Origin of the sequence: Pantoea deleyi (assembly GCF_022647325.1) — a bacterium.
Lineage (GTDB): Bacteria > Pseudomonadota > Gammaproteobacteria > Enterobacterales > Enterobacteriaceae > Pantoea > Pantoea deleyi.
On sequence record NZ_CP071405.1, the window covers coordinates 3,820,063 to 3,843,409 of the forward strand.

Consider the following 23,347-nt stretch of genomic DNA (forward strand, 5'->3'; position numbering starts at 1 on the left):
TAAAAAAGCCCCGCACTCGCGTGCGGGGCTTCTTCACTTATACAATGCCTGGCAGTTCCCTACTCTCGCATGGGGAGGCCCCACACTACCATCGGCGCTACGGCGTTTCACTTCTGAGTTCGGCATGGGGTCAGGTGGGACCACCGCGCTAAAGCCGCCAGGCAGATTCTGTCTTCCGCGCCGCCCTGGGGCCGCGCAGACTTATCCGGTTCAGGCTGAAAATCGTCTCTCAAAAAACGCCTCTGGCGTTGTAAGGTTAAGCCTCACGGGTCATTAGTACCGGTTAGCTCAACGCATCGCTGCGCTTACACACCCGGCCTATCAACGTCGTCGTCTTCAACGTCCCTTCAGGACTCTCAAGGAGTCAGGGAGAACTCATCTCGGGGCAAGTTTCGTGCTTAGATGCTTTCAGCACTTATCTTTTCCGCACTTAGCTACCGGGCAGTGCCATTGGCATGACAACCCGAACACCAGTGGTGCGTTCACTCCGGTCCTCTCGTACTAGGAGCAACCCCCCTCAATTCTCCAGCGCCCACGGCAGATAGGGACCGAACTGTCTCACGACGTTCTAAACCCAGCTCGCGTACCACTTTAAACGGCGAACAGCCGTACCCTTGGGACCTACTTCAGCCCCAGGATGTGATGAGCCGACATCGAGGTGCCAAACACCGCCGTCGATATGAACTCTTGGGCGGTATCAGCCTGTTATCCCCGGAGTACCTTTTATCCGTTGAGCGATGGCCCTTCCATTCAGAACCACCGGATCACTATGACCTGCTTTCGCACCTGCTCGAGCCGTCACTCTCGCAGTCAAGCCAGCTTATGCCATTGCACTAACCTCACGATGTCCGACCGTGATTAGCTGACCTTCGTGCTCCTCCGTTACTCTTTAGGAGGAGACCGCCCCAGTCAAACTACCCACCAGACACTGTCCGCACCCCGGATTACGGGGCCACGTTAGAACATCAAACATTAAAGGGTGGTATTTCAAGGATGGCTCCACGCAGACTGGCGTCCGCGCTTCAAAGCCTCCCACCTATCCTACACATCAAGGCTCAATGTTCAGTGTCAAGCTGTAGTAAAGGTTCACGGGGTCTTTCCGTCTTGCCGCGGGTACACTGCATCTTCACAGCGAGTTCAATTTCACTGAGTCTCGGGTGGAGACAGCCTGGCCATCATTACGCCATTCGTGCAGGTCGGAACTTACCCGACAAGGAATTTCGCTACCTTAGGACCGTTATAGTTACGGCCGCCGTTTACCGGGGCTTCGATCAAGAGCTTCTCCTTACGGATAACCCCATCAATTAACCTTCCGGCACCGGGCAGGCGTCACACCGTATACGTCCACTTTCGTGTTTGCACAGTGCTGTGTTTTTAATAAACAGTTGCAGCCAGCTGGTATCTTCGACTGGCTTCAGCTCCGGGAGCAAGTCCCTTCACCTACGCGCCAGCGTGCCTTCTCCCGAAGTTACGGCACCATTTTGCCTAGTTCCTTCACCCGAGTTCTCTCAAGCGCCTTGGTATTCTCTACCTGACCACCTGTGTCGGTTTGGGGTACGATTCTGTGTTACCTGATGCTTAGAGGCTTTTCCTGGAAGCAGGGCATTTATCACTTCAGCACCGTAGTGCCTCGTCGTCACGCCTCAGCGTTAAAAGAGTCCGGATTTACCTGGACCCTCCGCCTACACGCTTAAACCGGGACAACCGTCGCCCGGCTGATATAGCCTTCTCCGTCCCCCCTTCGCAGTAACACCGAGTACAGGAATATTAACCTGTTTCCCATCGACTACGCCTTTCGGCCTCGCCTTAGGGGTCGACTCACCCTGCTCCGATTAACGTTGAACAGGAACCCTTGGTCTTCCGGCGAGCGGGCTTTTCACCCGCTTTATCGTTACTTATGTCAGCATTCGCACTTCTGATACCTCCAGCATGCCTCACAGCACACCTTCGACGGCTTACAGAACGCTCCCCTACCCAGCAACGCATACGCGCCGCTGCCGCAGCTTCGGTGCATGGTTTAGCCCCGTTACATCTTCCGCGCAGGCCGACTCGACCAGTGAGCTATTACGCTTTCTTTAAATGATGGCTGCTTCTAAGCCAACATCCTGGCTGTCTGTGCCTTCCCACATCGTTTCCCACTTAACCATGACTTTGGGACCTTAGCTGGCGGTCTGGGTTGTTTCCCTCTTCACGACGGACGTTAGCACCCGCCGTGTGTCTCCCGTGATAACATTCTCCGGTATTCGCAGTTTGCATCGGGTTGGTAAGCCGGGATGGCCCCCTAGCCGAAACAGTGCTCTACCCCCGGAGATGAGTTCACGAGGCGCTACCTAAATAGCTTTCGGGGAGAACCAGCTATCTCCCGGTTTGATTGGCCTTTCACCCCCAGCCACAGGTCATCCGCTAATTTTTCAACATTAGTCGGTTCGGTCCTCCAGTTAGTGTTACCCAACCTTCAACCTGCCCATGGCTAGATCACCGGGTTTCGGGTCTATACCCTGCAACTTAACGCCCAGTTAAGACTCGGTTTCCCTGCGGCTCCCCTATACGGTTAACCTTGCTACAGAATATAAGTCGCTGACCCATTATACAAAAGGTACGCAGTCACCCCATAAAAGAGGCTCCCACTGCTTGTACGTACACGGTTTCAGGTTCTGTTTCACTCCCCTCGCCGGGGTTCTTTTCGCCTTTCCCTCACGGTACTGGTTCACTATCGGTCAGTCAGGAGTATTTAGCCTTGGAGGATGGTCCCCCCATATTCAGACAGGATACCACGTGTCCCGCCTTACTCATCGAGCTCACAGACCGTGTGTTTTTGTGTACGGGAGTATCACCCTGTACCCTGCGACTTTCCAGACGCTTCCACTAACACACAGGCTGATTCAGGCTCTGGGCTGCTCCCCGTTCGCTCGCCGCTACTGGGGGAATCTCGGTTGATTTCTTTTCCTCGGGGTACTTAGATGTTTCAGTTCCCCCGGTTCGCCTTGCAGCACTATGTATTCATGCTGCAATGATGCACAGAGTGCACCGGGTTTCCCCATTCGGACATCGACGGCTGTAGCGGTTCATATCACCTTACCGTCGCTTTACGCAGATTAGCACGTCCTTCATCGCCTCTGACTGCCTGGGCATCCACCGTGTACGCTTAGTCGCTTAACCTCACAACCCACAGGCGTTTTCACGCTGCGGACTGCAAGCATTGAGAGACCCGACCGTATCGCTCTGCCATCCCTTATTACGGAGGGATGACGCGCTACGTCGTTTCAATTTTCAGCTTGTTCCGGATTGTTAAAGAGCAAATATCTCAAACGCGTCTCCGCCGCTTACGCAGCCGAACCGGTTTTGAGATACTGTGGAGACACCTTTCACCTGTCACCAAGCAGGTGGCGTCCCCTAGGGGATTCGAACCCCTGTTGCCGCCGTGAAAGGGCGGAGTCCTAACCGCTAGACGAAGGGGACACGATAGTGTCACGACTTCGCAGCCGTCCTGCTCATTACTTTTTATCAGACAATCTGTGTGAGCACTGCGCGGGAAGGTATCTTAAGGTAAGGAGGTGATCCAACCGCAGGTTCCCCTACGGTTACCTTGTTACGACTTCACCCCAGTCATGAATCACAAAGTGGTAAGCGCCCTCCCGAAGGTTAAGCTACCTACTTCTTTTGCAACCCACTCCCATGGTGTGACGGGCGGTGTGTACAAGGCCCGGGAACGTATTCACCGTGGCATTCTGATCCACGATTACTAGCGATTCCGACTTCACGGAGTCGAGTTGCAGACTCCGATCCGGACTACGACGCACTTTGTGAGGTCCGCTTGCTCTCGCGAGGTCGCTTCTCTTTGTATGCGCCATTGTAGCACGTGTGTAGCCCTACTCGTAAGGGCCATGATGACTTGACGTCATCCCCACCTTCCTCCGGTTTATCACCGGCAGTCTCCTTTGAGTTCCCGACCGAATCGCTGGCAACAAAGGATAAGGGTTGCGCTCGTTGCGGGACTTAACCCAACATTTCACAACACGAGCTGACGACAGCCATGCAGCACCTGTCTCAGCGTTCCCGAAGGCACCGGGGCATCTCTGCCCCGTTCGCTGGATGTCAAGAGTAGGTAAGGTTCTTCGCGTTGCATCGAATTAAACCACATGCTCCACCGCTTGTGCGGGCCCCCGTCAATTCATTTGAGTTTTAACCTTGCGGCCGTACTCCCCAGGCGGTCGACTTAACGCGTTAGCTCCGGAAGCCACTCCTCAAGGGAACAACCTCCAAGTCGACATCGTTTACGGCGTGGACTACCAGGGTATCTAATCCTGTTTGCTCCCCACGCTTTCGCACCTGAGCGTCAGTCTTCGTCCAGGGGGCCGCCTTCGCCACCGGTATTCCTCCAGATCTCTACGCATTTCACCGCTACACCTGGAATTCTACCCCCCTCTACGAGACTCAAGCCTGCCAGTTTCAAATGCAGTTCCCAGGTTAAGCCCGGGGATTTCACATCTGACTTAACAGACCGCCTGCGTGCGCTTTACGCCCAGTAATTCCGATTAACGCTTGCACCCTCCGTATTACCGCGGCTGCTGGCACGGAGTTAGCCGGTGCTTCTTCTGCGGGTAACGTCAATCGGCGCGGTTATTAACCGCACCGCCTTCCTCCCCGCTGAAAGTACTTTACAACCCGAAGGCCTTCTTCATACACGCGGCATGGCTGCATCAGGCTTGCGCCCATTGTGCAATATTCCCCACTGCTGCCTCCCGTAGGAGTCTGGACCGTGTCTCAGTTCCAGTGTGGCTGGTCATCCTCTCAGACCAGCTAGGGATCGTCGCCTAGGTGGGCCATTACCCCGCCTACTAGCTAATCCCATCTGGGTTCATCCGATAGTGAGAGGCCCGAAGGTCCCCCTCTTTGGTCTTGCGACGTTATGCGGTATTAGCCACCGTTTCCAGTGGTTATCCCCCTCTATCGGGCAGATCCCCAGACATTACTCACCCGTCCGCCACTCGTCACCCGAGGAGCAAGCTCCTCTGTGCTACCGTCCGACTTGCATGTGTTAGGCCTGCCGCCAGCGTTCAATCTGAGCCATGATCAAACTCTTCAATTTAAAGTTTGATTTGCCGGAACAAGTCCAGCGATGCTCATCTGTAAAACGTCATAATGAATTTCATTATGTGTTCACTCGTGAGGCTTAATATTTTTTTGCGTCCGGAGACGCTGATATCAATCCTGCGAGTGCCCACACAGATTGTCTGATAAATTGTTAAAGAGCAGTGCGAACAGTGCGTTAGCGTCCTGTCGCGAGGTGGCGTATATTACGCTTTCCTCCTTCAGAGTCAACCTCTTTTTTCAGAAGTTTTCTCCGGCGGCGCAGTCTCCTGTGCCTCTCAGCCCGTTTCCCGTTGCCGGTGTGCCGTGTTGATGGAGGCGCATTATAGGGAGTTCGCGCGCCCTGACAAGCGTTTATTGCAAAAAGATTACTGTTCGAAGTAATTTTCATCAAATCGCGTTATTTCGCTACGATTTGCCTGGTAACTGTGCAAATTCCTGAGCAAAAGCACGGACCTGCGCCCAGTCTGTGTACTCCACTTCTTTCGTTGAATCGGTTTCTCCGCCAGTCATCCGCATAATGAGCTGAATCATGACCCGATCAAACCAGCGATAGCGCGGATAGTAGAGCGCTCCGGCGAAGACGGCGCAGCAATCGGGCTGCCACGGTGACGCCGCCAGGAACTTCCGGGTATAGGCATTCGTCTCGGGAGAGCGCTTCTCCGGTTTACGCGCCGTCAGGTTCACCGAGAAGAATCCGCTGGTACACTGCTGCAGCGCCTGGAGATGTTGCTTCACAAAGGTTTCGACGACCGGCTGAAAATGACCGTAACGAATAGAGGCGCCGATCAGCACGCGATCGTAGTCTGCCCATACCGGCTGCGGCGCATCCTGAATGTTCATCAGGTCACAGGGTTGCTGCGTACGGATCGCTTCAGCAAGCGCAGAGGCAATCTTCCGGGTTTGTCCGTCACGGGTCGAATAGAGAATCAGGGCTTTCATTTCAGCATCCTTATTAATTATTCACGCCAGAAAGTCGGCGTGAACAGCACCAGCAAGGTAAATACCTCGAGGCGTCCGAATAACATAGTCGAGATCAGTATCCATTTCGCTACGTCATTCATCGAAGTGAAGTTATCGGCGACCACCCCTAAGCCTGGCCCGAGGTTATTCAGGGTGGCGGCAACGGCGGCAAAAGCCGAGAAATCATCTACGCCTGTGGCGATGATCGCCAGCATACTGACCAGGAATACCAGCGCATACGCCGAGAAGAATCCCCATACGGCTTCGAGGATACGTTCCGGCAGCGCGCGGTTGCCCAGCTTAATGGTGTAAACCGCATTCGGGTGAACCAGACGCTTAAGTTCACGGTTGCCCTGCTTGCACAGCAGCAGGATACGGATCACCTTCAGGCCACCGCCGGTTGAACCGGCACATCCGCCGATAAAGGCAGAGCACAACAGCAGCACTGGCAGGAACAGCGGCCAGCGCGAGATGCTGTCGGTAGTGAATCCCGCCGTCGTGGCCATCGACACCACCTGGAAAAAGGCCTGGTTCAGCGTTTGCCAGCCATCCGAGTAGACATGGTGGAACCAGAGTACCAGCGTGCAGATCAGCACCAGCGTCAGCTGTACGCCAATAAACATGCGGAACTCCGGGTCGCGCCAGTAGACGCGCGGATTGCGTCCGCTGAGCATGGCAAAGTGCAGACCATAGTTACAGCCGGAGATCAGCAGAAACACCGCCACGATAGTGTTGATGGTGCCACTGTTAAAATAGCCGATGCTGGCATCGTGGGTTGAGAAGCCGCCGATAGCGATGGTTGAGAAACTGTGACCGATGGCATCGAACGCCGGCATGCCCGCCAGCCACAACGCCAGTGCACAGGCGACCGTCAGCAGAACGTAGATCAGCCAGAGTGTTTTCGCCGTCTCGGCAATACGTGGCCGCATCTTGTTATCTTTTAGCGGCCCCGGCATCTCAGCACGATAGAGCTGCATGCCGCCGACGCCCAGAATCGGCAGAATCGCCACCGCTAACACGATGATCCCCATCCCGCCCAGCCACTGCAGCATCTGCCGGTAGAAGAGGATTGCTTTAGGCAGCGAGTCCAGCCCCACCAGGGTCGTGGCACCGGTGGTCGTCAGGCCGGAGAAAGATTCAAAGAAGGCGTCCGTCACCGAAAGATGCGGCTGCTCGGCAAAGATAAAGGGCATCGCCCCCACGCTGCCCAGCACCGTCCAGAACAGCACGACGATCAGAAATCCTTCCCGCGGCTTAAGCTCGGTTTTCTTTTTGCGGTTCGGCCACCACAGCAGCGAGCCGATCACCAGCGCCATCATAAAGGTCTGGCTAAACGCCCGTCCTGCGCCATCGCGATAGATCAATGCGACCAGGCCAGGCAAAATCATCGTCACTGAAAAGAGGATCACCAGCAGACCGACTATGCGGGTAATGGCGCGAAAGTGCATTCAGCCGTTCCTTTAAATAAAAGAGATGAAGATCAGGGTGTGAGCGGGATAAGCGATAACGCTCCCCGACTAAAGTCTGACAGATTTTGTTTGAAACCGTCGATCTGCCCGTAAGGCACGGCCAGCGTCAACGCGATACGATCCTGATAGTCGCTCTCCGTCACCTTCGCGTCGAAACGCTGTACCAGCCGTTCGATATCACTCAGCTGCGGATAGTCACATTGCAGAGTGAAGTATTTCATCGGCACTTTACGCTGCCGGGGCAGCTGCTTAAGGCCCTGCTGGACGCCGCCGCCATACGCTTTCACTAAGCCGCCGGTTCCCAGCATGATGCCGCCGTAATAGCGCACCACCACGGCGGTAATCTCGCCAATCCCGGCGCCCATCAGCTGCGCCAGCATCGGCTTCCCCGCCGTGCCCGACGGCTCACCATCATCGGAGAAGCCGAGCTGCTGAGAGTCATCCGGCGCGCCCGCGACCCAGGCCCAGCAGTGATGGCGGGCAGTGGGATGCTCACTTTTCACCTGCTGAACAAAAGCACGCGCCGCCTCTGCTCCCTCGGTGTGTGCCAGTAGCGTAATGAAGCGACTCTTCTTGATGGTCTCTTCACTGCTGCTCACTGGCACAGCCGGAATATCAAAGGCCTCCATGTCAGGCCAGATGCAGATCGCGGGTCATGTTCTCAACGCGATGCGCATGGATCACCACGTTATCCTCGATACGAATGCCGCCATAAGGCCGCAGCGCATCGATCGCCTGCCAGTTGAAGTGCTGACTGAAACGCCCTTCGCGCAGCGGTGCCAGGAGCGAATCAATAATATAGAAGCCCGGCTCGATGGTTAACACCATGCCCGGTTGCAGGACGCGCGTGCAGCGAAGATAAGGATACTGCGCAGGCGCAGCCAGATGGGTGCCCTGCTCATCCTGCATGAAACCGGCCACATCGTGCACCTGCAGACCCAGAGGATGCCCCAGACCGTGCGGCATAAACGGCCCGGTCAGGTCTTCCGCCACCAGCGCCTCTTCGCTGATTCCACGCACCAGCTCGAACTTCAGCAACATCTTCGCAATACGATGGTGCATCTGAAGATGATAATCGGTGTAACGCACGCCGGGTTTCAGCGTGGCGATCAGCGCCAGCTCTTCAGCATTCATCGCCTCCACCATTCTGGCATAGAGAGAACTGCTCTGGGCGGCATAGCTGCGGGTCAGATCGGCGGCATAGCCCAGATACTCAGCGCCGGCATCAATCAGAAAACTGTGACGTTTCGCGGGCGGCTGATGGTCCAGACGGGTGTAGTGCAGCACCGCGGCGTGTTCATTCAGCGCAATGATATTGCCGTATGGCACGTCGGTGTCGCGGTGGCCGGTCGCGGTCAGGTAAGCCTGATTGATGTCGAACTCGCTTAATCCCGCCGAAAAGGCCTCTTTCGCTGCCCGATGGCCCGCCACGGCCAGCTTTTGCGCCTGGCGCATACAGGCCAGCTCATAATCTGTTTTAATGCTGCGGTGGAAGTGCAGGAAGTCGATAACCGCTTTGGGGTTGATATTGCCGGAGGCGATGCCGAGCTGGGTGGCGCGCGCGCTGACCGGGCCGATATAGGCGACGTTATCACGCTGAGCAGGCAGCAACTGCCCGATCTCATCCGCATTTTTCAGGCCAATAACCTCAACATCTTTCGTCCAGAAGCTATCCGGCAGCGGCTCCACGTTATGCCAGTAATCGACCGGCGAGTAGAACCAGAGTTTCGGTTTGTTCACCCCGTCGATCCATAACCAGCAGTTTGGAACCTGCGTCACCGGAACCCAGGCTTTAAACTGGGGGTTCACCTTGAAGGGATAGGTGTGATCATCCAGAAACACCGTCAACAGCTCACCGGAATGGATCAACATCGCATCCAGTTTATTGCGTGCCAGCACCTGCTGCGCCCGTTGTTGCAACGTGGCGATGTGCGCGTGATACAAGGTCTTCAGTGAATCCATTGACGTCTCTCCAGTGTCGCGAAATGGCCGCAGTTTAGCACACCCCTTGCACAGATGACGAAGCTGGCGCAGCTGTGATCTTGTTAGCAAATAAGCAAAGACCCGTTTGCAAAAAATTAACATCGCTCCCACACTCACGATCATCTGGTATGACCAGATCACCTTTCGCGGTTTCAGGAGACGCACATGCTCTACCAAGGCGCTAACCTTACTCTTCACTGGCTGGACGATGGCATCGCCGAGCTGGTTTTTGACGCTACCGGCTCGGTCAACAAGCTTGATACGCAGACTGTCGCCAGTCTGGGCGAGGCGATCGCCGTGCTGGAACAGCAGCCCGACCTGCGCGGCCTGCTGCTGAGCTCCGCTAAACCCGCTTTCATTGTCGGCGCGGACATCACCGAGTTTCTCTCGCTGTTTGATGCCCCGACCGAAAAGCTGAGCCAGTGGCTGAGCTACGCCAACAGCATCTTCAACCGCCTGGAAGATCTGCCGGTGCCGACCCTGTGCGCCATCGACGGCTATGCGCTGGGCGGAGGATGTGAATGCGTGCTGGCCACCGATCTGCGTATCGCTACTGCGGACGCCCGCATCGGTCTGCCGGAGACAAAACTCGGCATCATGCCGGGCTTTGGCGGCAGCGTCAGGTTGCCGCGCCTGCTGGGCGCCGACAGCGCGCTGGAGATCATCGCCGCAGGCAAAGATGTCGACGGAGCCGCAGCCCTTAAACTCGGTCTGGTCGATGCGGTGGTTGCCCGCGACAAACTGCGCGAGGCGGGCATCATCATGCTCAAAGCCGTGGCCAGCGATGGCAGCTGGCGCGCGCGCCGCGCACCTAAACTGGCTCCGTTAAAACTCAGCCCGATCGAAGCGGCCATGAGTTTTACGATCGCCAAAGCCATGGTGATGCAGACCGCCGGTAAGCACTATCCCGCGCCGCTGATGGCCGTGAAAACCATCGATGCGGCGGCCACGCTGGGTCGCGATGACGCCCTGAAACTCGAAACTGCCGCGTTTGTGCCGCTGGCGCAATCCGATGAAGCGCGTGCCCTGGTCGGCATCTTTCTCAACGATCAATACGTTAAAAGTCTGGCGAAAAAGCGAGCCGCCGAAAGCGGCGCGCCCGCCCAGGCTGCGGTGCTGGGCGCCGGGATTATGGGAGGTGGCATCAGCTACCAGTCTGCGTGGAAAGGCGTGCCGGTCAGAATGAAAGACATTAATCCGCAGGCGTTAACGCTGGGGATGAACGAAGCCAGCAAGTTGCTGAATAAGCTGCTGACGCGCGGCAAAATCGACGGTAATAAACTCGCCAGCGTGATTGCCACCATCCAGCCGACACTGGACTACGCCGGTTTTGAACAGGCTGATGTGGTGGTCGAGGCGGTGGTCGAGAACCCGCAGATCAAAGCCAGAGTGCTGGCCGAAACCGAACAGCATCTGCGTGAGGATGCGATTCTCGCCTCTAACACCTCGACGATTCCGATCAGCCAGCTGGCTCAGGCGTTGCAGCGCCCCGAAAACTTCTGCGGCATGCACTTCTTTAATCCGGTGCCGCGTATGCCGCTGGTTGAAGTGGTGCGCGGCGAGAAAACCAGCGAAGCGACCCTGAGCAAAGTGGTGGCCTGGGCCAGTAAGATGGGGAAAACCCCGATTGTGGTGAATGACTGCCCCGGCTTCTTCGTTAACCGGGTGCTGTTCCCCTACTTCGCCGCATTCAGCCTGCTGCTGCGCGACGGCGCCGACTTCCGCCAGATCGATAAGGTAATGGAAAAACAGTTCGGCTGGCCGATGGGGCCCTCCTGGCTGCTGGATGTGGTCGGCATTGATACCGCGCACCACGCGCAAAGCGTGATGGCTGATGGTTTCCCGGATCGTATGAAGCATGACTACCGCGATGCGATCGACCTGCTGTTTGAAGCCGGGCGCTTTGGCCAGAAAAATGGCAAAGGGTTCTGGCGCTGGGAAGATGACAAAAAGGGCAAGCTGAAGAAAGTGCCGGATGCAGAGGTGGATACGCTGCTGCAGCAGGTCTGCCAGCCCGCACGGGCCTTCAGCGATGAAGAGATCCTGAACCGTATGATGCTGCCGATGCTGAATGAGGTCGTGCGCTGTCTGGAAGAGAAGATCATCGCTTCGCCTGCAGAAGCCGATATGGCGCTGGTTTACGGTCTCGGCTTCCCGCCTTTCCGTGGCGGGGCTTTCCGCTACCTCGATACGCTGGGCAACAGCAACGTTGTCGATCAGGCCCGGCGCTACAGCGCGCTCGGCGGCCTGTACGCCCTGCCCGCGCTCCTGGTAGAGAAAGCCCATCAGCATGAAAGCTGGTATCCCGCCGCCAAACCGATTGACGAAGCCGCGCTGAAAAGCGCCTGAGGGCATAAAAATGGAAAATGTGGTGATTGTTGATGCGGTGCGTACGCCGATGGGCCGCTCAAAAGGCGGCGCCTTTCGTCATGTGCGTGCTGAAGATCTCTCTGCGCATCTGATGCGTGAAATCCTGAGCCGCAACCCGGCGGTGGATCCGGCATCCCTGGACGATATCGTCTGGGGCTGCGTTCAGCAGACGCTGGAACAGGGGTTTAATATCGCGCGTAACGCCGCGCTGCTGGCCGAAATACCGCATTCGGTGCCCGCCACGACCGTTAACCGGTTATGCGGCTCCTCTATGCAGGCACTGCACGACGCGGCCCGCGCCATTATGGTCGGTGATGCGCAGAGCTGCCTGATTGGGGGCGTGGAGCATATGGGGCACGTACCGATGAGTCACGGCGTCGACTTTCATCCGGGCCTGAGCCGCACCGTGGCGAAAGCGGCGGGCATGATGGGCTTAACCGCCGAAATGCTGGCGCGTATGCATCACATCAGCCGTGAGCAGCAGGATGCCTTTGCCCTGCGCTCCCATCAGCGTGCCTGGCAGGCGACACAGCGCGGGGACTTTGCAAACGAGATTGTCGCGACCTATGGCCATGACAGTGACGGCATCCTTAAACGCTATACGTTCGATGAGGTGATCCGCGAGGAGACCAGCGCCGAAGGCCTCGCCGCGCTGAAACCCGCGTTCGATCCGGCGAATGGCACCGTTACGGCCGGCACCTCATCAGCGCTGTCAGATGGCGCAGCCGCAATGCTGGTGATGAGTGAATCACGCGCCCGTGAATTGGGGCTGACGCCACGCGCCCGCATCCGCAGCATGGCGGTGGTAGGCTGCGATCCGTCGATCATGGGCTACGGACCGGTACCGGCAAGCCGGCTGGCACTGAAACGGGCGGGACTGAGCGTCAGCGACATTGATGTCTTTGAACTGAACGAAGCCTTTGCCGCGCAGACGCTGCCCTGCATTAAAGATCTGGGTTTACTGGAGATGATGGATGAGAAGGTCAATCTGAACGGTGGCGCGATCGCGCTGGGTCATCCGCTCGGCTGCTCCGGCGCACGCATCAGTACGACGCTGCTGAATATTATGGAACGACGGGATGCCCGTTTTGGTCTGGCCTCCATGTGTATCGGGCTGGGCCAGGGGATCGCCACCGTGTTCGAACGTCTGTAATACGTTGAGTCTTACTTTGTCAGATTTACCCGCCGTTACCGGCGGGTTTTTTCTGTCTGCGGCAGACCGCTACCGGGCCTCAGATAAAGGCAAACGCATCGCCATACATCTGTGATTCCACGGCGCCGCGTTCGGCACAGAAGCGATCGCGGGCGATTTTCGCCATCTCAAAACGACCGGCAATGTAGATCTCATGCTCGCTCAGCGTGCTGAAGTCCTGCATCACTGCCGTCAGGACCGTACCTGAACGACCCTGCCAGCCCGCTTCAGGCTGCTCGACCACCGGAATGACCTTCAGGTTGGGATGCTTCACGGCCAGCGCATCCAGCTCGTCCAGATCGTACAGGTGCTTGAGTTCACGTCCGCCCCAGTAAATGGCGATATCGCGCTCAGGCTGTTCCGCCAGCGCGGTCAGCAGAATCGAGCGGGCATAGGAGAAGCCGGTGCCGCCTGCGATCAGAATCAGCGGCTTGCGGCTCTCTTCGCGCAGCCAGGCATCGCCGTGCGGGATATCTACCGTGATCTGACGATCGTTGCGGATCCGATCCATCACCGCCATGGCGTAGAGATTGAGATCGGAGGCACCGATGTGCAGCTCAATGATCTCTTTTTCCATCGGCGTGGAGGCCAGTGAGAAGGGACGCTTGTCACGCTCATCCATCACTACCATCAGATACTGTCCCGCGCGAAAGGTGAATTCCGCTTCGGGGATCAGGCGAACGCGATAGACCGTGTCGGTAATCGCCTCAACCGAAGTTACTTTACAGCTTAACGTTGTCATGCGTTCCCTCTGTCGGGTCGTCTTTATGGTTGTGCTCGCCATCAACGCTGTGGCGGCTGATCAAAAATACCTAGCTCATCCCAGATAGCATCAATGCGCGCCGTCACCGCAGGATCTTTAACGATGGGGGTACCCCATTCGCGCTGCGTTTCACCCGGCCACTTATTGGTTGCGTCCATCCCCATCTTCGACCCCAGTCCGGAGACAGGTGAAGCGAAATCGAGATAATCGATCGGGGTATTTTCCACTAATACCGTATCGCGGGCCGGATCCATTCGCGTCGTAATCGCCCAGATCACATCGTTCCAGTCACGCGCATTAACATCATCGTCACACACAATAACAAATTTGGTGTACATGAACTGCCGTAAAAACGACCAGACGCCAAACATGACACGTTTGGCGTGTCCTGCGTACTGCTTTTTAATGGTGACGACAGCCAGCCGGTAAGAGCATCCTTCTGGCGGCAGATAGAAGTCCACGATCTCCGGGAACTGCTTCACCAGAATCGGCACCAGCACTTCGTTCAGCGCCACACCCAGCACCGCAGGCTCATCCGGCGGACGGCCGGTGTAGGTGGAGTGATAGATGGCCTGACGACGCTGTGTAATATGCGTGACGGTAAAGACCGGGAAGCTATCCACTTCATTGTAGTAGCCGGTGTGGTCGCCGTAAGGGCCTTCAGGGGCCATATCGCCCGCTTCGATATACCCTTCGAGCACGATCTCCGCGCTGGCGGGCACTTCGAGGTTGTTCGACAGGCACTTCACCACTTCGGTTTTGTTACCGCGCAGCAGGCCGGCAAAGGCATATTCCGACAGGGTATCCGGCACCGGCGTTACGGCACCGAGGATAGTGGCCGGATCGGCACCCAGCGCCACTGACACCGGAAAACGCTCGCCCGGATGCGCCTTCGTCCACTCCAGATAATCCAGCGCGCCACCACGGTGCGACAGCCAGCGCATAATCAGCCGGTTTTTGCCAATCACCTGCTGGCGATAGATGCCGAGGTTCTGCCGCTCTTTGTGCGGTCCGCGTGTCACGGTCAGGCCCCAGGTAATCAGCGGAGCCGCATCGCCCGGCCAGCACCGCATCACCGGGATGCGCGTCAGATCGACCTCATCGCCGCTGAACACCACCTCCTGACAGGGCGCATTACGCAGCCGTTTGGTCGGCATATTCAGCACCTGCTTAAACTGCGGCATCTTGTCGAACAGATCGCGGAAGCCTCTTGGCGGCTCCGGCTCTTTCAGGAAGGCCAGCAGCTTACCCACTTCACGCAGGGCGCTGACATCCTCCTGACCCATGCCCATGGCCACGCGCTTTGGCGTGCCAAACAGGTTGCACAGCACCGGCATGTCATACCCTTTCGGGTTTTCAAACAGCAGAGCGGGGCCACCGGCGCGCAGGGTGCGGTCGGCAATTTCGGTCATCTCCAGTTCGGGATCGATCGACTGGGTAATGCGCTTTAGCTCACCGCGCTGTTCGAGCAGCGCGAGAAAGTCTCTTAAATCGTGATATTTCATGCGGCTTTAACTTTCCGGCCAGAGTGAATCGGCCATTATAGGTCTGATTAGGCGGATATGCTGAGGTTTATACGACAGCCGCCGTGATGGTTATCGAGTCTGATACAGCGCGGTGGCTGACGTCAATTTTCCGTCGCCCTTTCTGCCGCGATCCGGCAGGTTAAGAAAAGTCTCAGTTTATTTTCACCAGGGGACGCTTTACGCTGCCCCTGCGCTATAACTCTGGCAGCAGGTTTGCTATTCTTAGCGTCCATTCGATGGGAGCAGTTATGGAATCCTGGTACTTACTCTATTGCAAACGTGGACAGCTATTACGCGCGAAGGAGCATCTGGAGCGGCAGGAAGTGCATTGCCTGAGCCCGATGATCGCTCTGGAAAAGATCGTGCGCGGTAAACGCACCACCGTGAGTGAGCCTCTGTTTCCTAATTACCTGTTCATCGAGTTCGATCCGGAAGCGATTCACACGACGACGATCAGCAGCACGCGCGGCGTCAGCCACTTTGTGCGCTTCGGCACCACGCCCGCCACGGTGCCGTCGGCCGTGATTGAAGCGCTGGAAACCGACGTTCCGCAAATCCTGCTCGATCCGGAAACCCCTCAAAGCGGCGATGAAGTGGTGATCACCGAAGGCACATTTGAGGGGCTGCGCGCCATCTTTGCCGAACCGGATGGTGAAACGCGCTCTATTCTGTTGCTCAATCTGCTGAACAAGCAGGTGATGCGCAGCGTCGATAACAAGCAGTTCCGCAAGGTTTAAGCCAGTCTGAACAGCGTCCGCGCATTTTGATCGACGCGGGCCGCCAGCGCCTCAGCATGTTCGCCACGCCATGTCGCCACCTGATTCACAATATGCGGTAAAAAGCAGGGCTCGTTGCGGCGCGAGGTCGGACGCGGGCGCATATCGCGCGGCAGCAGATAGGGCGCATCCGTCTCCAGCAGCAGACGATCGGCCGGAATCAGTGGCAGCAGCTCGCGCAGCTCCAGCCCGCGTCGTTCATCGCATACCCAGCCCGTAATCCCTACCGATAAGCCCATCGCCAGACAGGCTTCCAGCTCATCGCGCGTGCCGGTAAAGCAGTGGATCACTGCGCCCGGCAGTTTTGGCAGCCAGGGTGCCAGGACCGCGGCGAAACGCGCATGGGCTTCGCGACAGTGCAGGAACACCGGCATATTGAGTTCTGCCGCCAGCGCCAGCTGCGCGTCAAACGCATACTCCTGCTGCTCATGAGCGGAGAGGTTGCGGTTGAAATCGAGCCCGCACTCACCGATAGCCACCACTTCCGGTTTTTCAGCCAGACGACGCAGGGTACTGGCGATCTCCGCCGACCACTCGCTGGCGTGATGCGGGTGAACGCCCGCGGTGGACCAGCAGAAACCCGGTTGATCTTCAGCCAGCCGCTGCGCCTGCTGGCTCTCCAGCGCATTGGTGCCGGTAATCAGCATGCCGGTGACGCCCGCATCACGCGCGCGTTTAACCACCTTTTGCCGATCGGCGGCGAATTGCGTGCTGGTCAGGTTTACACCGATATCAAACATAATTTTTCCCATAGTTTATAAAACAAAAAACCGCCCATCAGGGCGGTTTGCAGCGATAGCTTCCCGCCAGGGCGGGTAAGACTGTCAGCGTCAGGAGTCGGTGTTCTCGTCCTCATCCTGCAAGCGGCGGCCTTTACCCACGTAGTAACGGGAAAAGAATACGCCGACTTCAAACAGGCAGTACATCGGAATAGCGAGCAAAGTTTGGGAAAAAACATCCGGTGGTGTGAGCAGCATCCCGACCACAAACGCGCCTACCAGAATATAGGGACGTTTCTTTTTCAGATCTTCCGGGCTGGTAATGCCGGTCCAGCAGAGCAGCACGATCGCCACCGGCACCTCAAACGCCACACCAAAGGCCATAAACAGCGTCATGACAAAATCGAGATACTTGGCGATATCGGTCGCGACGGTGACGCCAATCGGCGCGGTCTTGGTGAAGAAGCCGAATGCCAGCGGGAAGACCACGAAATAGGCAAAGGCTACGCCGAAGTAGAACAGGAAGGTGCTGGAAAACAGCAGCGGCATCACCAGCCGGCGTTCATGCCGGTATAGCGCCGGGGCGACGAAAGCCCAGACCTGATAGAGGATCACCGGCACTGCAAGAAACACCGACACGATGATGGTCAGCTTAATCGGGGTGAAAAAAGGCGAAGCCACATCGGTCGCAATCATGCTGGAGCCGACCGGCATCTGGCTGATTAACGGGGCCGCAATCAGCTGGTAGATGTCGTTGGCGAAGAAAACCAGCACCAGAAAAATGGCTAAGACGGCGATGATGCAGTTCAGTAATCGCTTACGCAGCTCAATCAGATGGCTGATGAGCGGTTGGGTATCTTCAACGGCCATTATCGTTCATCACTTGCAGAAGAGGAGGGTGCGGCAGGCCGCCCGGAATCGGCGTTTCTGGTCACCTCGCCCGTGGGTGCCTGCGCGGGGGCGCTGGCGACACCGGAAGCGGCAGCCGGGGCGCGTACAGCCGGATCGGCGGAGCCCGCAGCCGGTGCCTGCGCCGGAGCGCTGGCCGCACCGGACGCGGCAGCCGGGGTGTGCACAGCCGGATCGGCGGAGACCGCAGCGGGTGCCTGCGCCGGAGCGCTGGCCTGCTGTTCTGTCGTTGCCGGAGTCGCCGCAGGCTCGGAAGCCGGCTGTGGCGCGACGGTGTGCCGGGCAGAATGGATGGTGTTAGCCTCGTCTTCCTCTTTTTCAATGTCGATGCTCTGGCTGACCGAGCGCTTCATTGAATCCGCGGTTTTACGCAGCTCTTCCATCGACTCTTTCAGCTCAGGGGAGAGTGTGCCGCGGCTCGCCTCTTCCACCTTTTTCAGGCTGTCCTGCAGCTCCTGCAGTTTCAGCTCCTGCGCCAGTTCATGTTGTACATTGGCTGCCAGCGAACGAATCGCCCGGATCCAGCCGACCACGGTTTTCACCGCAACCGGTAAACGTTGCGGGCCGAGAACAATCAGCCCGATAACGAACACCAAAACCAGTTCACTAAAACCAATATCGAACACGGTTTACACCTGCTTGTCGTTCTTGGCTTCTTCTTTGTTAGCCGACGTGGGCTGTTTGTCCGCCAGCGTTTTCGCCGCGAAGTCAGCATCCTGATCTTTCGGTTGATCCTTTTTGTCATCCTCATCGCTCATGGCTTTTTTGAAACCACGAATCGACGAACCTAAATCTGACCCCAGATTACGTAACTTATTGGTACCGAACAGAAGTACAACAATCACGGCAATGATTAATAATTGCCAGATACTGATACCGCCCATGAGATAGCCTCTGATGTTCTGTGAAAATGATGAGGTAATGCACCACAGCGAGCCCTTTTTAACCGGGCCTGAACCAGCGACATTACCTTTTTTTTGCCGGACGTGACAATCAGTTTGTCTTACGCCAGCCGATAACCCAGGAGACGATTCCCGCCGCCATCAGCACCGCCGGAAAGAAGTCCCAGTCCGGCCTGGCGAGCAGAACCGCCGTTCCGCTTAACAGCAGGGTGGCCCCGACGCCAAACAGGTAACGCGCCTGATGATGACGGACGCGCTGCACGTTCAGGTCGCCCACTAATTTATCGACGCTGTGACGCAGAAGTTTGTGCTGACGCATGCTGTCGTAAAAAAGTTCGGGCAGCTCGGGCAACTTTTCAGCCCAGAATGGCGCTTTCTCTTTAACCGCCCGCACCAGCGCGGAGAGACCCACCTGATCCTTAATCCACTCTTCCAGGAACGGCTTCGCCGTCTTCCAGAGGTCAAGCTGCGGATAGAGCTGACGACCAATCCCTTCCACGTAGAGCAGCGTTTTCTGCAGCAGCACCAGCTGCGGCTGCACTTCCATATTGAAGCGGCGGGCCGTGTTAAACAGGTTCAGCAGCACATGCCCGAAGGAGATTTCAGCCAGCGGCTTTTCAAAAATCGGTTCGCAGACGGTGCGAATCGCAAATTCGAAATCTTCCACGTTGGTATCGGGCGGCACCCAGCCGGAATCCACATGCAGCTCCGCCACCTTGCGATAGTCGCGGTTGAAGAAGGCGATGAAGTTTTCCGCCAGATAGCGCTTATCTTCCTTGTTCAGCGACCCGACAATCCCGCAGTCGATACCGATATATTGCGGATCTTCAGGATGTTCATAGCTGACAAAGATGTTGCCCGGATGCATGTCGGCATGGAAGAAACTGTCGCGGAAGACCTGGGTGAAGAAGACCTGCACGCCACGTTCCGCCAGCAGCTTCATGTTCACACCATGCCGCTCCAGCGTCGCCACATCGGAAATCGGGATCCCATAGATGCGCTCCATCACCATCATGGTTTCGCTGCAGTAGTCGGAATAGACTTCCGGCACATAGAGCATGCGGCTGTCTTCGAAATTCCGGCGCAGCTGAATCGCGTTGGCGGCTTCACGCAGCAGGTTCAGCTCATCCAGCAGGGTTTTTTCGTAGTCGCGCACTACCTCGACCGGACGCAGACGGCGGCCATCCGGCAGCAGACGCGGTACCCAGCGAGCCAGACGGTAGATCAGCTTCATGTCCGCTTTAATCACCGGCAGAATGTCGGGGCGGATCACTTTGATCACCACGGCCTTGCCGTTCGATTTCAGTGTGGCGGTGTGGACCTGCGCGATAGAGGCTGACGCCAGCGGTTTGATGTCAAAATCGTCGAACCAGGTCTCAATCGGCGCGCCCATAGAGGCTTCAATCTGCGCTTTCGCTTTGACGCCATCAAAGGGTGCGACGCGGTCCTGCAGAATGGCGAGCTGATCGGCGATCAGCGGCGGGAAGAGATCCCGGCGGGTCGACAGCATCTGGCCAAACTTGATCCAGACCGGCCCCAGCTGCTCCATCGCCATGCGCATGCGGGCACCGACCGGTTCATGCTGATGCAGGTTCGGGATCCAGAAAACAGAGCGCCGCCACAGGCGGAACAGGAAAGTGAGGCGGGTCTGAGGGATCAGTTCATCAAGGCCATAGGTCAGAAAAACCTTCATGATCAGATATAAGCGGCGGATCTCTCCAAAACTCATTTTGCCTCCAGCTGCGCCAGACGCGCATCAAGCGCCTCAAGCGAACGTTCCATCGCGTCGACCTCCTCAGAGAACCAGGCTAACTCCAGTGAGCCAGGCGCAACACGCCACTCTTCCGTGATGGCCTGTCCAAGATAGTCCTGGCGACGCTGCACTTCACCTTTGAAAAAGCGTAAAGCCTGTTGTGCGCGCTGACTGATACCCTGCGCAGCGATATCGCCGACCCAGGGCGCCAGATATTCCGCCGGATCCAGCTCAGCCAGATCCAGCAGCGCAGAGAACTGCTGCACGACCTGCAGATCGCCGTCGACCTGCAGCTCACCGCTGCGGATCAGCGGCGTCAGCTGCTGGCGATCGCGCAGCTTCGGCAGGGTTTTCAGCGACGTGATCACCGTGCAGTCGCTGCGATCCTGCCAGTCTGCCAGCACATCGAGTTGCTGTTCACTGAACACCAGCACCAGCGGATGAGAGAACTCTTCCAGGCGCAGCGTCAGCACGCGGCCGTTCAGGCGTTGCCGCGCTGATTTCAGGCCGCGATCGCGATAAAGAATACGGTTCAGCGCCGTTTCCAGACCTGCGGTAATCAAGGGCGTCAGGTTCATTACCATCTCACTCAGAACTTAAATCCACGATGCAGCGCCACGATGCCGCCGGTCATATTGGAGTAAGTGGTATTTTCAAAGCCGACATCGTTCATCATCGCTTTCAGGGTCTCCTGATCGGGATGCATGCGGATCGATTCGGCCAGATAGCGGTAGCTCTCTGCATCCTGCGCCACCAGCTGCCCGATACGCGGCAGAATGTGGAACGAGTAGGCGTCATACGCCTTGCTCAGCGGATCCAGCACGGGCTTAGAGAACTCCAGCACCAGCAGACGTCCGCCTGGCTTAAGGACACGGAACATTGAGGCCAGCGCCTTCTCTTTTTCCGTGACGTTGCGCAGGCCAAAGGAGATGGTGATGCAGTCGAAATAGTTATCGGGGAAAGGCAGCGCTTCTGCGTTGGCCTGCACGTAACTTACGTTGCCAACCACGCCCTGATTGCGCAGCTTTTCGCGGCCCATCTTCAGCATGGAGCTGTTGATATCGGCCAGAACAACCTGACCCGTTTCGCCGACCAGACGCGAGAATTTTGCCGTCAGATCGCCGGTTCCGCCCGCCAGGTCCAGCACGCGCTGACCGCGACGTACGCCGCTACTGTCAATGGTAAAACGCTTCCAGATGCGATGGACGCCAAACGACATCAAATCGTTCATCAGGTCATATTTTGCGGCTACGGAATGAAAAACGTCCGCGACTTTGTCCGCTTTTTCGCTTTTGGCGACCGTCTGAAAGCCAAAATGGGTGGTTTCCTGCTGTGATTCATCTGCCATCGGTTTTACCTGCTCCACAAACAATACTTCCCGAAGTGTATCAGAGTCACGGAAGTCAGGCACGTTGCGCCCATACTATTCGTGGAGGCGTCTCACACGCGACTCACTCTCCTCCCCTTCCCTCTCCTCATCGGCCTCCTCTTCCAGCCGGTTTTCTGGCATGGCGCGTTCGGCTAATTGCGGGTTGATGGGGCGTTTGATCTCCACGCCCAGCGCCCGGAACCCCTCGCTCTGCGCGATCAGGTTACCGCGCCCTTCTGCCAGCTTTTTCATCGCCTCGCGATAGCTGTTCTGGGCTTTATCCAGGCTATGGCCAATCCCGCTCATATCATCCACGAAGAGCCGCATCTTGTCGTAGAGCCGCGCTGCCCGATCGGCTATCCGCTGGGCATTGCGGCTCTGGTGCTCATAGCGCCACAGATTATTGATGGTGCGCAGCGCCACCAGCAGCGTGGTGGGGCTGACCAGCATAATGTTCTGCTGCAGCGCCTCGCTAATCAGTTCAGGCTGCCGATCGATCGCCAGCAGAAAGGCGGGCTCCACCGGAATAAACATCAGCACATAATCCAGCGACCGCAAGCCAGGCAACTGCTGATAATCTTTCCGGCTCAGCAGGCGGATGTGCGCACGCATGGCACTCACATGCTCCTGGATCGCCTGCTCACGGGCGATCTCATCCTCTGCGTTGAAATAGCGTTCATAGGCCACCAGCGTCATCTTGGCGTCCACCACCACATCTTTGCCCTGCGGCAGACGCACAATCACATCCGGCTGCATCCTGCCCTGCTGCTCAGACTGGATGCTGACCTGCGTTTCATATTCGTAGCCTTCCCGCAGCCCGGAGGCTTCCAGCACCCGGCTCAGCACCACTTCCCCCCAGTTCCCCTGAATTTTATTGTCGCCCTTCAGCGCTTTCGTCAGGTTGAGCGCCTCCTGCGCCATCTGCGCATTCAGCTGCTGCAGCTGGCGGATTTCATGGGTCAGGGTATGCCGTTCGCGTGCTTCTGCACCAAAGCTCTCATGCACCTGCCGGCGGAAACCATCCAGCTGCTCACGCAGCGGGCCGATCAGCCCGTTCAGGCTCTGACGGTTCTGTTCATCAACGCGACGGCCGCTGTTTTCGAAAATACGGTTGGCGAGGTTTTCAAACTGGGCGCTGAGACGCTGTTCGCTGTTGGTCAGCAGACGCTGTTTCTCTTCTGCGGCGTAGCGGGTCTCTTCCAGACGGATGGTCACTTCGCGCAGCTCCGCTTCCTGGGCGCTGTTCACCTCCAGCTGATTGCGCAGTTCGCGATTAAGCTGTTCGCTTTCGTTACGCCAGTAATCAAGCTGCTGCAGCCGTTCGGTGGCACCGCTCAGCGCGCCGTGAAGCTGACGCAGCTCCTGCTCCCGCTGCTGCGCCTGCTGCTGAAGCTGATCGACCTGCTGCTGCTGACGCTGTTGCGCCTCTTCCAGCAGACGGCGCTCGGTCTGAAAACGGGCGACCAGATGACCGGCACGTAACTGTGCCAGCATCCAGCCGATCCCTGCCCCGGCAAGCGCCAGACAGGCGCTGATGATGATGTGCTGATCCATGATTTCCC

General features: G+C 57.3%; 17 protein-coding genes, 1 tRNA gene and 3 rRNA genes. 3 read left to right on the forward strand and 18 right to left on the reverse strand.

Annotated elements, in window-relative coordinates:
- Nucleotides 1-46: 46 nt before the first annotated feature.
- From rrf to pepQ, 8 genes are all read right to left on the reverse strand, one after another.
- A 5S ribosomal RNA gene (gene rrf / locus J1C59_RS17935) occupies nt 47-162 on the reverse strand.
- A gap of 90 nt (nt 163-252) precedes the next feature.
- Nucleotides 253-3,159 (reverse strand): 23S ribosomal RNA (locus tag J1C59_RS17940).
- A gap of 225 nt (nt 3,160-3,384) precedes the next feature.
- A tRNA-Glu gene (locus J1C59_RS17945) sits at nt 3,385-3,459 on the reverse strand.
- Between the two features lie 88 nt (nt 3,460-3,547).
- Nucleotides 3,548-5,089: ribosomal RNA gene (locus tag J1C59_RS17950) — 16S ribosomal RNA — on the reverse strand.
- The 16S, 23S and 5S rRNA genes sit together here with 1 tRNA gene alongside, the layout of an rRNA operon.
- A gap of 410 nt (nt 5,090-5,499) precedes the next feature.
- Complete coding sequence (hemG, locus tag J1C59_RS17955) at nt 5,500-6,033, reverse strand: menaquinone-dependent protoporphyrinogen IX dehydrogenase (protein ID WP_128086376.1); 534 nt, start codon at nt 6,031-6,033, stop codon at nt 5,500-5,502.
- A 17-nt stretch (nt 6,034-6,050) separates the two neighbouring features.
- Nucleotides 6,051-7,502 (reverse strand): Trk system potassium transporter TrkH, encoded by a 1,452-nt coding sequence (gene trkH / locus J1C59_RS17960; protein WP_128086375.1) that lies wholly within the window; start codon nt 7,500-7,502, stop codon nt 6,051-6,053.
- A 32-nt stretch (nt 7,503-7,534) separates the two neighbouring features.
- Nucleotides 7,535-8,152, reverse strand: a complete 618-nt coding sequence (locus J1C59_RS17965) for an IMPACT family protein (RefSeq protein WP_128086374.1) — start codon at nt 8,150-8,152, stop codon at nt 7,535-7,537.
- Between the two features lies 1 nt (nt 8,153).
- The gene (gene pepQ, locus J1C59_RS17970; protein WP_128086373.1) at nt 8,154-9,485 is read right to left on the reverse strand and encodes a Xaa-Pro dipeptidase; all 1,332 of its coding nucleotides are present in this window, start codon (nt 9,483-9,485) and stop codon (nt 8,154-8,156) included.
- 186 nt (nt 9,486-9,671) lie between these two features.
- Between pepQ and fadB the strand changes: the two genes are divergently transcribed.
- Both fadB and fadA read left to right on the forward strand, forming a co-directional pair.
- Nucleotides 9,672-11,855: a fatty acid oxidation complex subunit alpha FadB gene (gene fadB, locus J1C59_RS17975; RefSeq protein ID WP_140917370.1), complete on the forward strand. Its 2,184-nt coding sequence runs from the start codon at nt 9,672-9,674 to the stop codon at nt 11,853-11,855.
- A gap of 10 nt (nt 11,856-11,865) precedes the next feature.
- The gene (gene fadA, locus J1C59_RS17980) at nt 11,866-13,029 is read left to right on the forward strand and encodes an acetyl-CoA C-acyltransferase FadA (protein ID WP_128086372.1); all 1,164 of its coding nucleotides are present in this window, start codon (nt 11,866-11,868) and stop codon (nt 13,027-13,029) included.
- Nucleotides 13,030-13,108: 79 nt separating this feature from the next.
- Here the strand turns inward: fadA and fre are convergent, their stop codons facing one another.
- Together fre and ubiD are read right to left on the reverse strand one after the other, a co-directional pair.
- Entirely contained in the window at nt 13,109-13,810 is a 702-nt protein-coding gene (gene fre, locus J1C59_RS17985; RefSeq protein ID WP_128086371.1) for an NAD(P)H-flavin reductase, read from the reverse strand.
- 41 nt (nt 13,811-13,851) lie between these two features.
- Nucleotides 13,852-15,336: a 4-hydroxy-3-polyprenylbenzoate decarboxylase gene (gene ubiD / locus J1C59_RS17990; RefSeq protein WP_111139741.1), complete on the reverse strand. Its 1,485-nt coding sequence runs from the start codon at nt 15,334-15,336 to the stop codon at nt 13,852-13,854.
- 269 nt (nt 15,337-15,605) lie between these two features.
- Between ubiD and rfaH the strand changes: the two genes are divergently transcribed.
- A complete protein-coding gene (rfaH, locus tag J1C59_RS17995; RefSeq protein ID WP_128086370.1) occupies nt 15,606-16,094 on the forward strand; it encodes a transcription/translation regulatory transformer protein RfaH in 489 nt (162 codons plus the stop codon).
- Here rfaH and tatD read toward each other — a convergent pair.
- From tatD to rmuC, 8 genes are all read right to left on the reverse strand, one after another.
- Entirely contained in the window at nt 16,091-16,873 is a 783-nt protein-coding gene (gene tatD / locus J1C59_RS18000; RefSeq protein ID WP_128086369.1) for a 3'-5' ssDNA/RNA exonuclease TatD, read from the reverse strand. The two genes, rfaH and tatD, sit on opposite strands and share 4 nt — an antisense overlap.
- A 90-nt stretch (nt 16,874-16,963) precedes the next feature.
- Complete coding sequence (gene tatC / locus J1C59_RS18005; RefSeq protein WP_128086368.1) at nt 16,964-17,722, reverse strand: Sec-independent protein translocase subunit TatC; 759 nt, start codon at nt 17,720-17,722, stop codon at nt 16,964-16,966.
- Complete coding sequence (tatB, locus tag J1C59_RS18010; protein ID WP_140917367.1) at nt 17,722-18,387, reverse strand: Sec-independent protein translocase protein TatB; 666 nt, start codon at nt 18,385-18,387, stop codon at nt 17,722-17,724. Before tatB ends, tatC begins: the two co-directional genes overlap by 1 nt.
- A 3-nt stretch (nt 18,388-18,390) precedes the next feature.
- On the reverse strand, nt 18,391-18,645 hold the full coding sequence (tatA, locus tag J1C59_RS18015) for a Sec-independent protein translocase subunit TatA (RefSeq protein ID WP_111139746.1): 255 nt from the start codon (nt 18,643-18,645) through the stop codon (nt 18,391-18,393).
- Between the two features lie 109 nt (nt 18,646-18,754).
- Nucleotides 18,755-20,392, reverse strand: coding sequence for a ubiquinone biosynthesis regulatory protein kinase UbiB (gene ubiB / locus J1C59_RS18020; RefSeq protein WP_111139747.1), 1,638 nt, complete (start codon nt 20,390-20,392; stop codon nt 18,755-18,757).
- Entirely contained in the window at nt 20,389-20,994 is a 606-nt protein-coding gene (ubiJ, locus tag J1C59_RS18025; protein WP_128085390.1) for a ubiquinone biosynthesis protein UbiJ, read from the reverse strand. Before ubiJ ends, ubiB begins: the two co-directional genes overlap by 4 nt.
- Nucleotides 20,995-21,005: 11 nt before the next feature.
- Complete coding sequence (gene ubiE, locus J1C59_RS18030; RefSeq protein ID WP_008926452.1) at nt 21,006-21,764, reverse strand: bifunctional demethylmenaquinone methyltransferase/2-methoxy-6-polyprenyl-1,4-benzoquinol methylase UbiE; 759 nt, start codon at nt 21,762-21,764, stop codon at nt 21,006-21,008.
- Nucleotides 21,765-21,839: 75 nt separating this feature from the next.
- Complete coding sequence (rmuC, locus tag J1C59_RS18035; RefSeq protein WP_128085391.1) at nt 21,840-23,339, reverse strand: DNA recombination protein RmuC; 1,500 nt, start codon at nt 23,337-23,339, stop codon at nt 21,840-21,842.
- Nucleotides 23,340-23,347 lie beyond the last annotated feature (8 nt).

Excerpts from the sequence above, each read along its gene's own strand:
- hemG (WP_128086376.1), bottom strand. The coding sequence starts at position 6,033 with ATGAAAGCCCTGATTCTCTATTCGACCCGTGACGGACAAACCCGGAAG.
- trkH (WP_128086375.1), bottom strand. The coding sequence starts at position 7,502 with ATGCACTTTCGCGCCATTACCCGCATAGTCGGTCTGCTGGTGATCCTC.
- J1C59_RS17965 (WP_128086374.1), bottom strand. The coding sequence starts at position 8,152 with ATGGAGGCCTTTGATATTCCGGCTGTGCCAGTGAGCAGCAGTGAAGAG.
- pepQ (WP_128086373.1), bottom strand. The coding sequence starts at position 9,485 with ATGGATTCACTGAAGACCTTGTATCACGCGCACATCGCCACGTTGCAA.
- fadB (WP_140917370.1), top strand. The coding sequence starts at position 9,672 with ATGCTCTACCAAGGCGCTAACCTTACTCTTCACTGGCTGGACGATGGC.
- fadA (WP_128086372.1), top strand. The coding sequence starts at position 11,866 with ATGGAAAATGTGGTGATTGTTGATGCGGTGCGTACGCCGATGGGCCGC.
- fre (WP_128086371.1), bottom strand. The coding sequence starts at position 13,810 with ATGACAACGTTAAGCTGTAAAGTAACTTCGGTTGAGGCGATTACCGAC.
- ubiD (WP_111139741.1), bottom strand. The coding sequence starts at position 15,336 with ATGAAATATCACGATTTAAGAGACTTTCTCGCGCTGCTCGAACAGCGC.
- rfaH (WP_128086370.1), top strand. The coding sequence starts at position 15,606 with ATGGAATCCTGGTACTTACTCTATTGCAAACGTGGACAGCTATTACGC.
- tatD (WP_128086369.1), bottom strand. The coding sequence starts at position 16,873 with ATGTTTGATATCGGTGTAAACCTGACCAGCACGCAATTCGCCGCCGAT.
- tatC (WP_128086368.1), bottom strand. The coding sequence starts at position 17,722 with ATGGCCGTTGAAGATACCCAACCGCTCATCAGCCATCTGATTGAGCTG.
- tatA (WP_111139746.1), bottom strand. The coding sequence starts at position 18,645 with ATGGGCGGTATCAGTATCTGGCAATTATTAATCATTGCCGTGATTGTT.
- ubiB (WP_111139747.1), bottom strand. The coding sequence starts at position 20,392 with ATGAGTTTTGGAGAGATCCGCCGCTTATATCTGATCATGAAGGTTTTT.
- ubiJ (WP_128085390.1), bottom strand. The coding sequence starts at position 20,994 with ATGAACCTGACGCCCTTGATTACCGCAGGTCTGGAAACGGCGCTGAAC.
- ubiE (WP_008926452.1), bottom strand. The coding sequence starts at position 21,764 with ATGGCAGATGAATCACAGCAGGAAACCACCCATTTTGGCTTTCAGACG.
- rmuC (WP_128085391.1), bottom strand. The coding sequence starts at position 23,339 with ATGGATCAGCACATCATCATCAGCGCCTGTCTGGCGCTTGCCGGGGCA.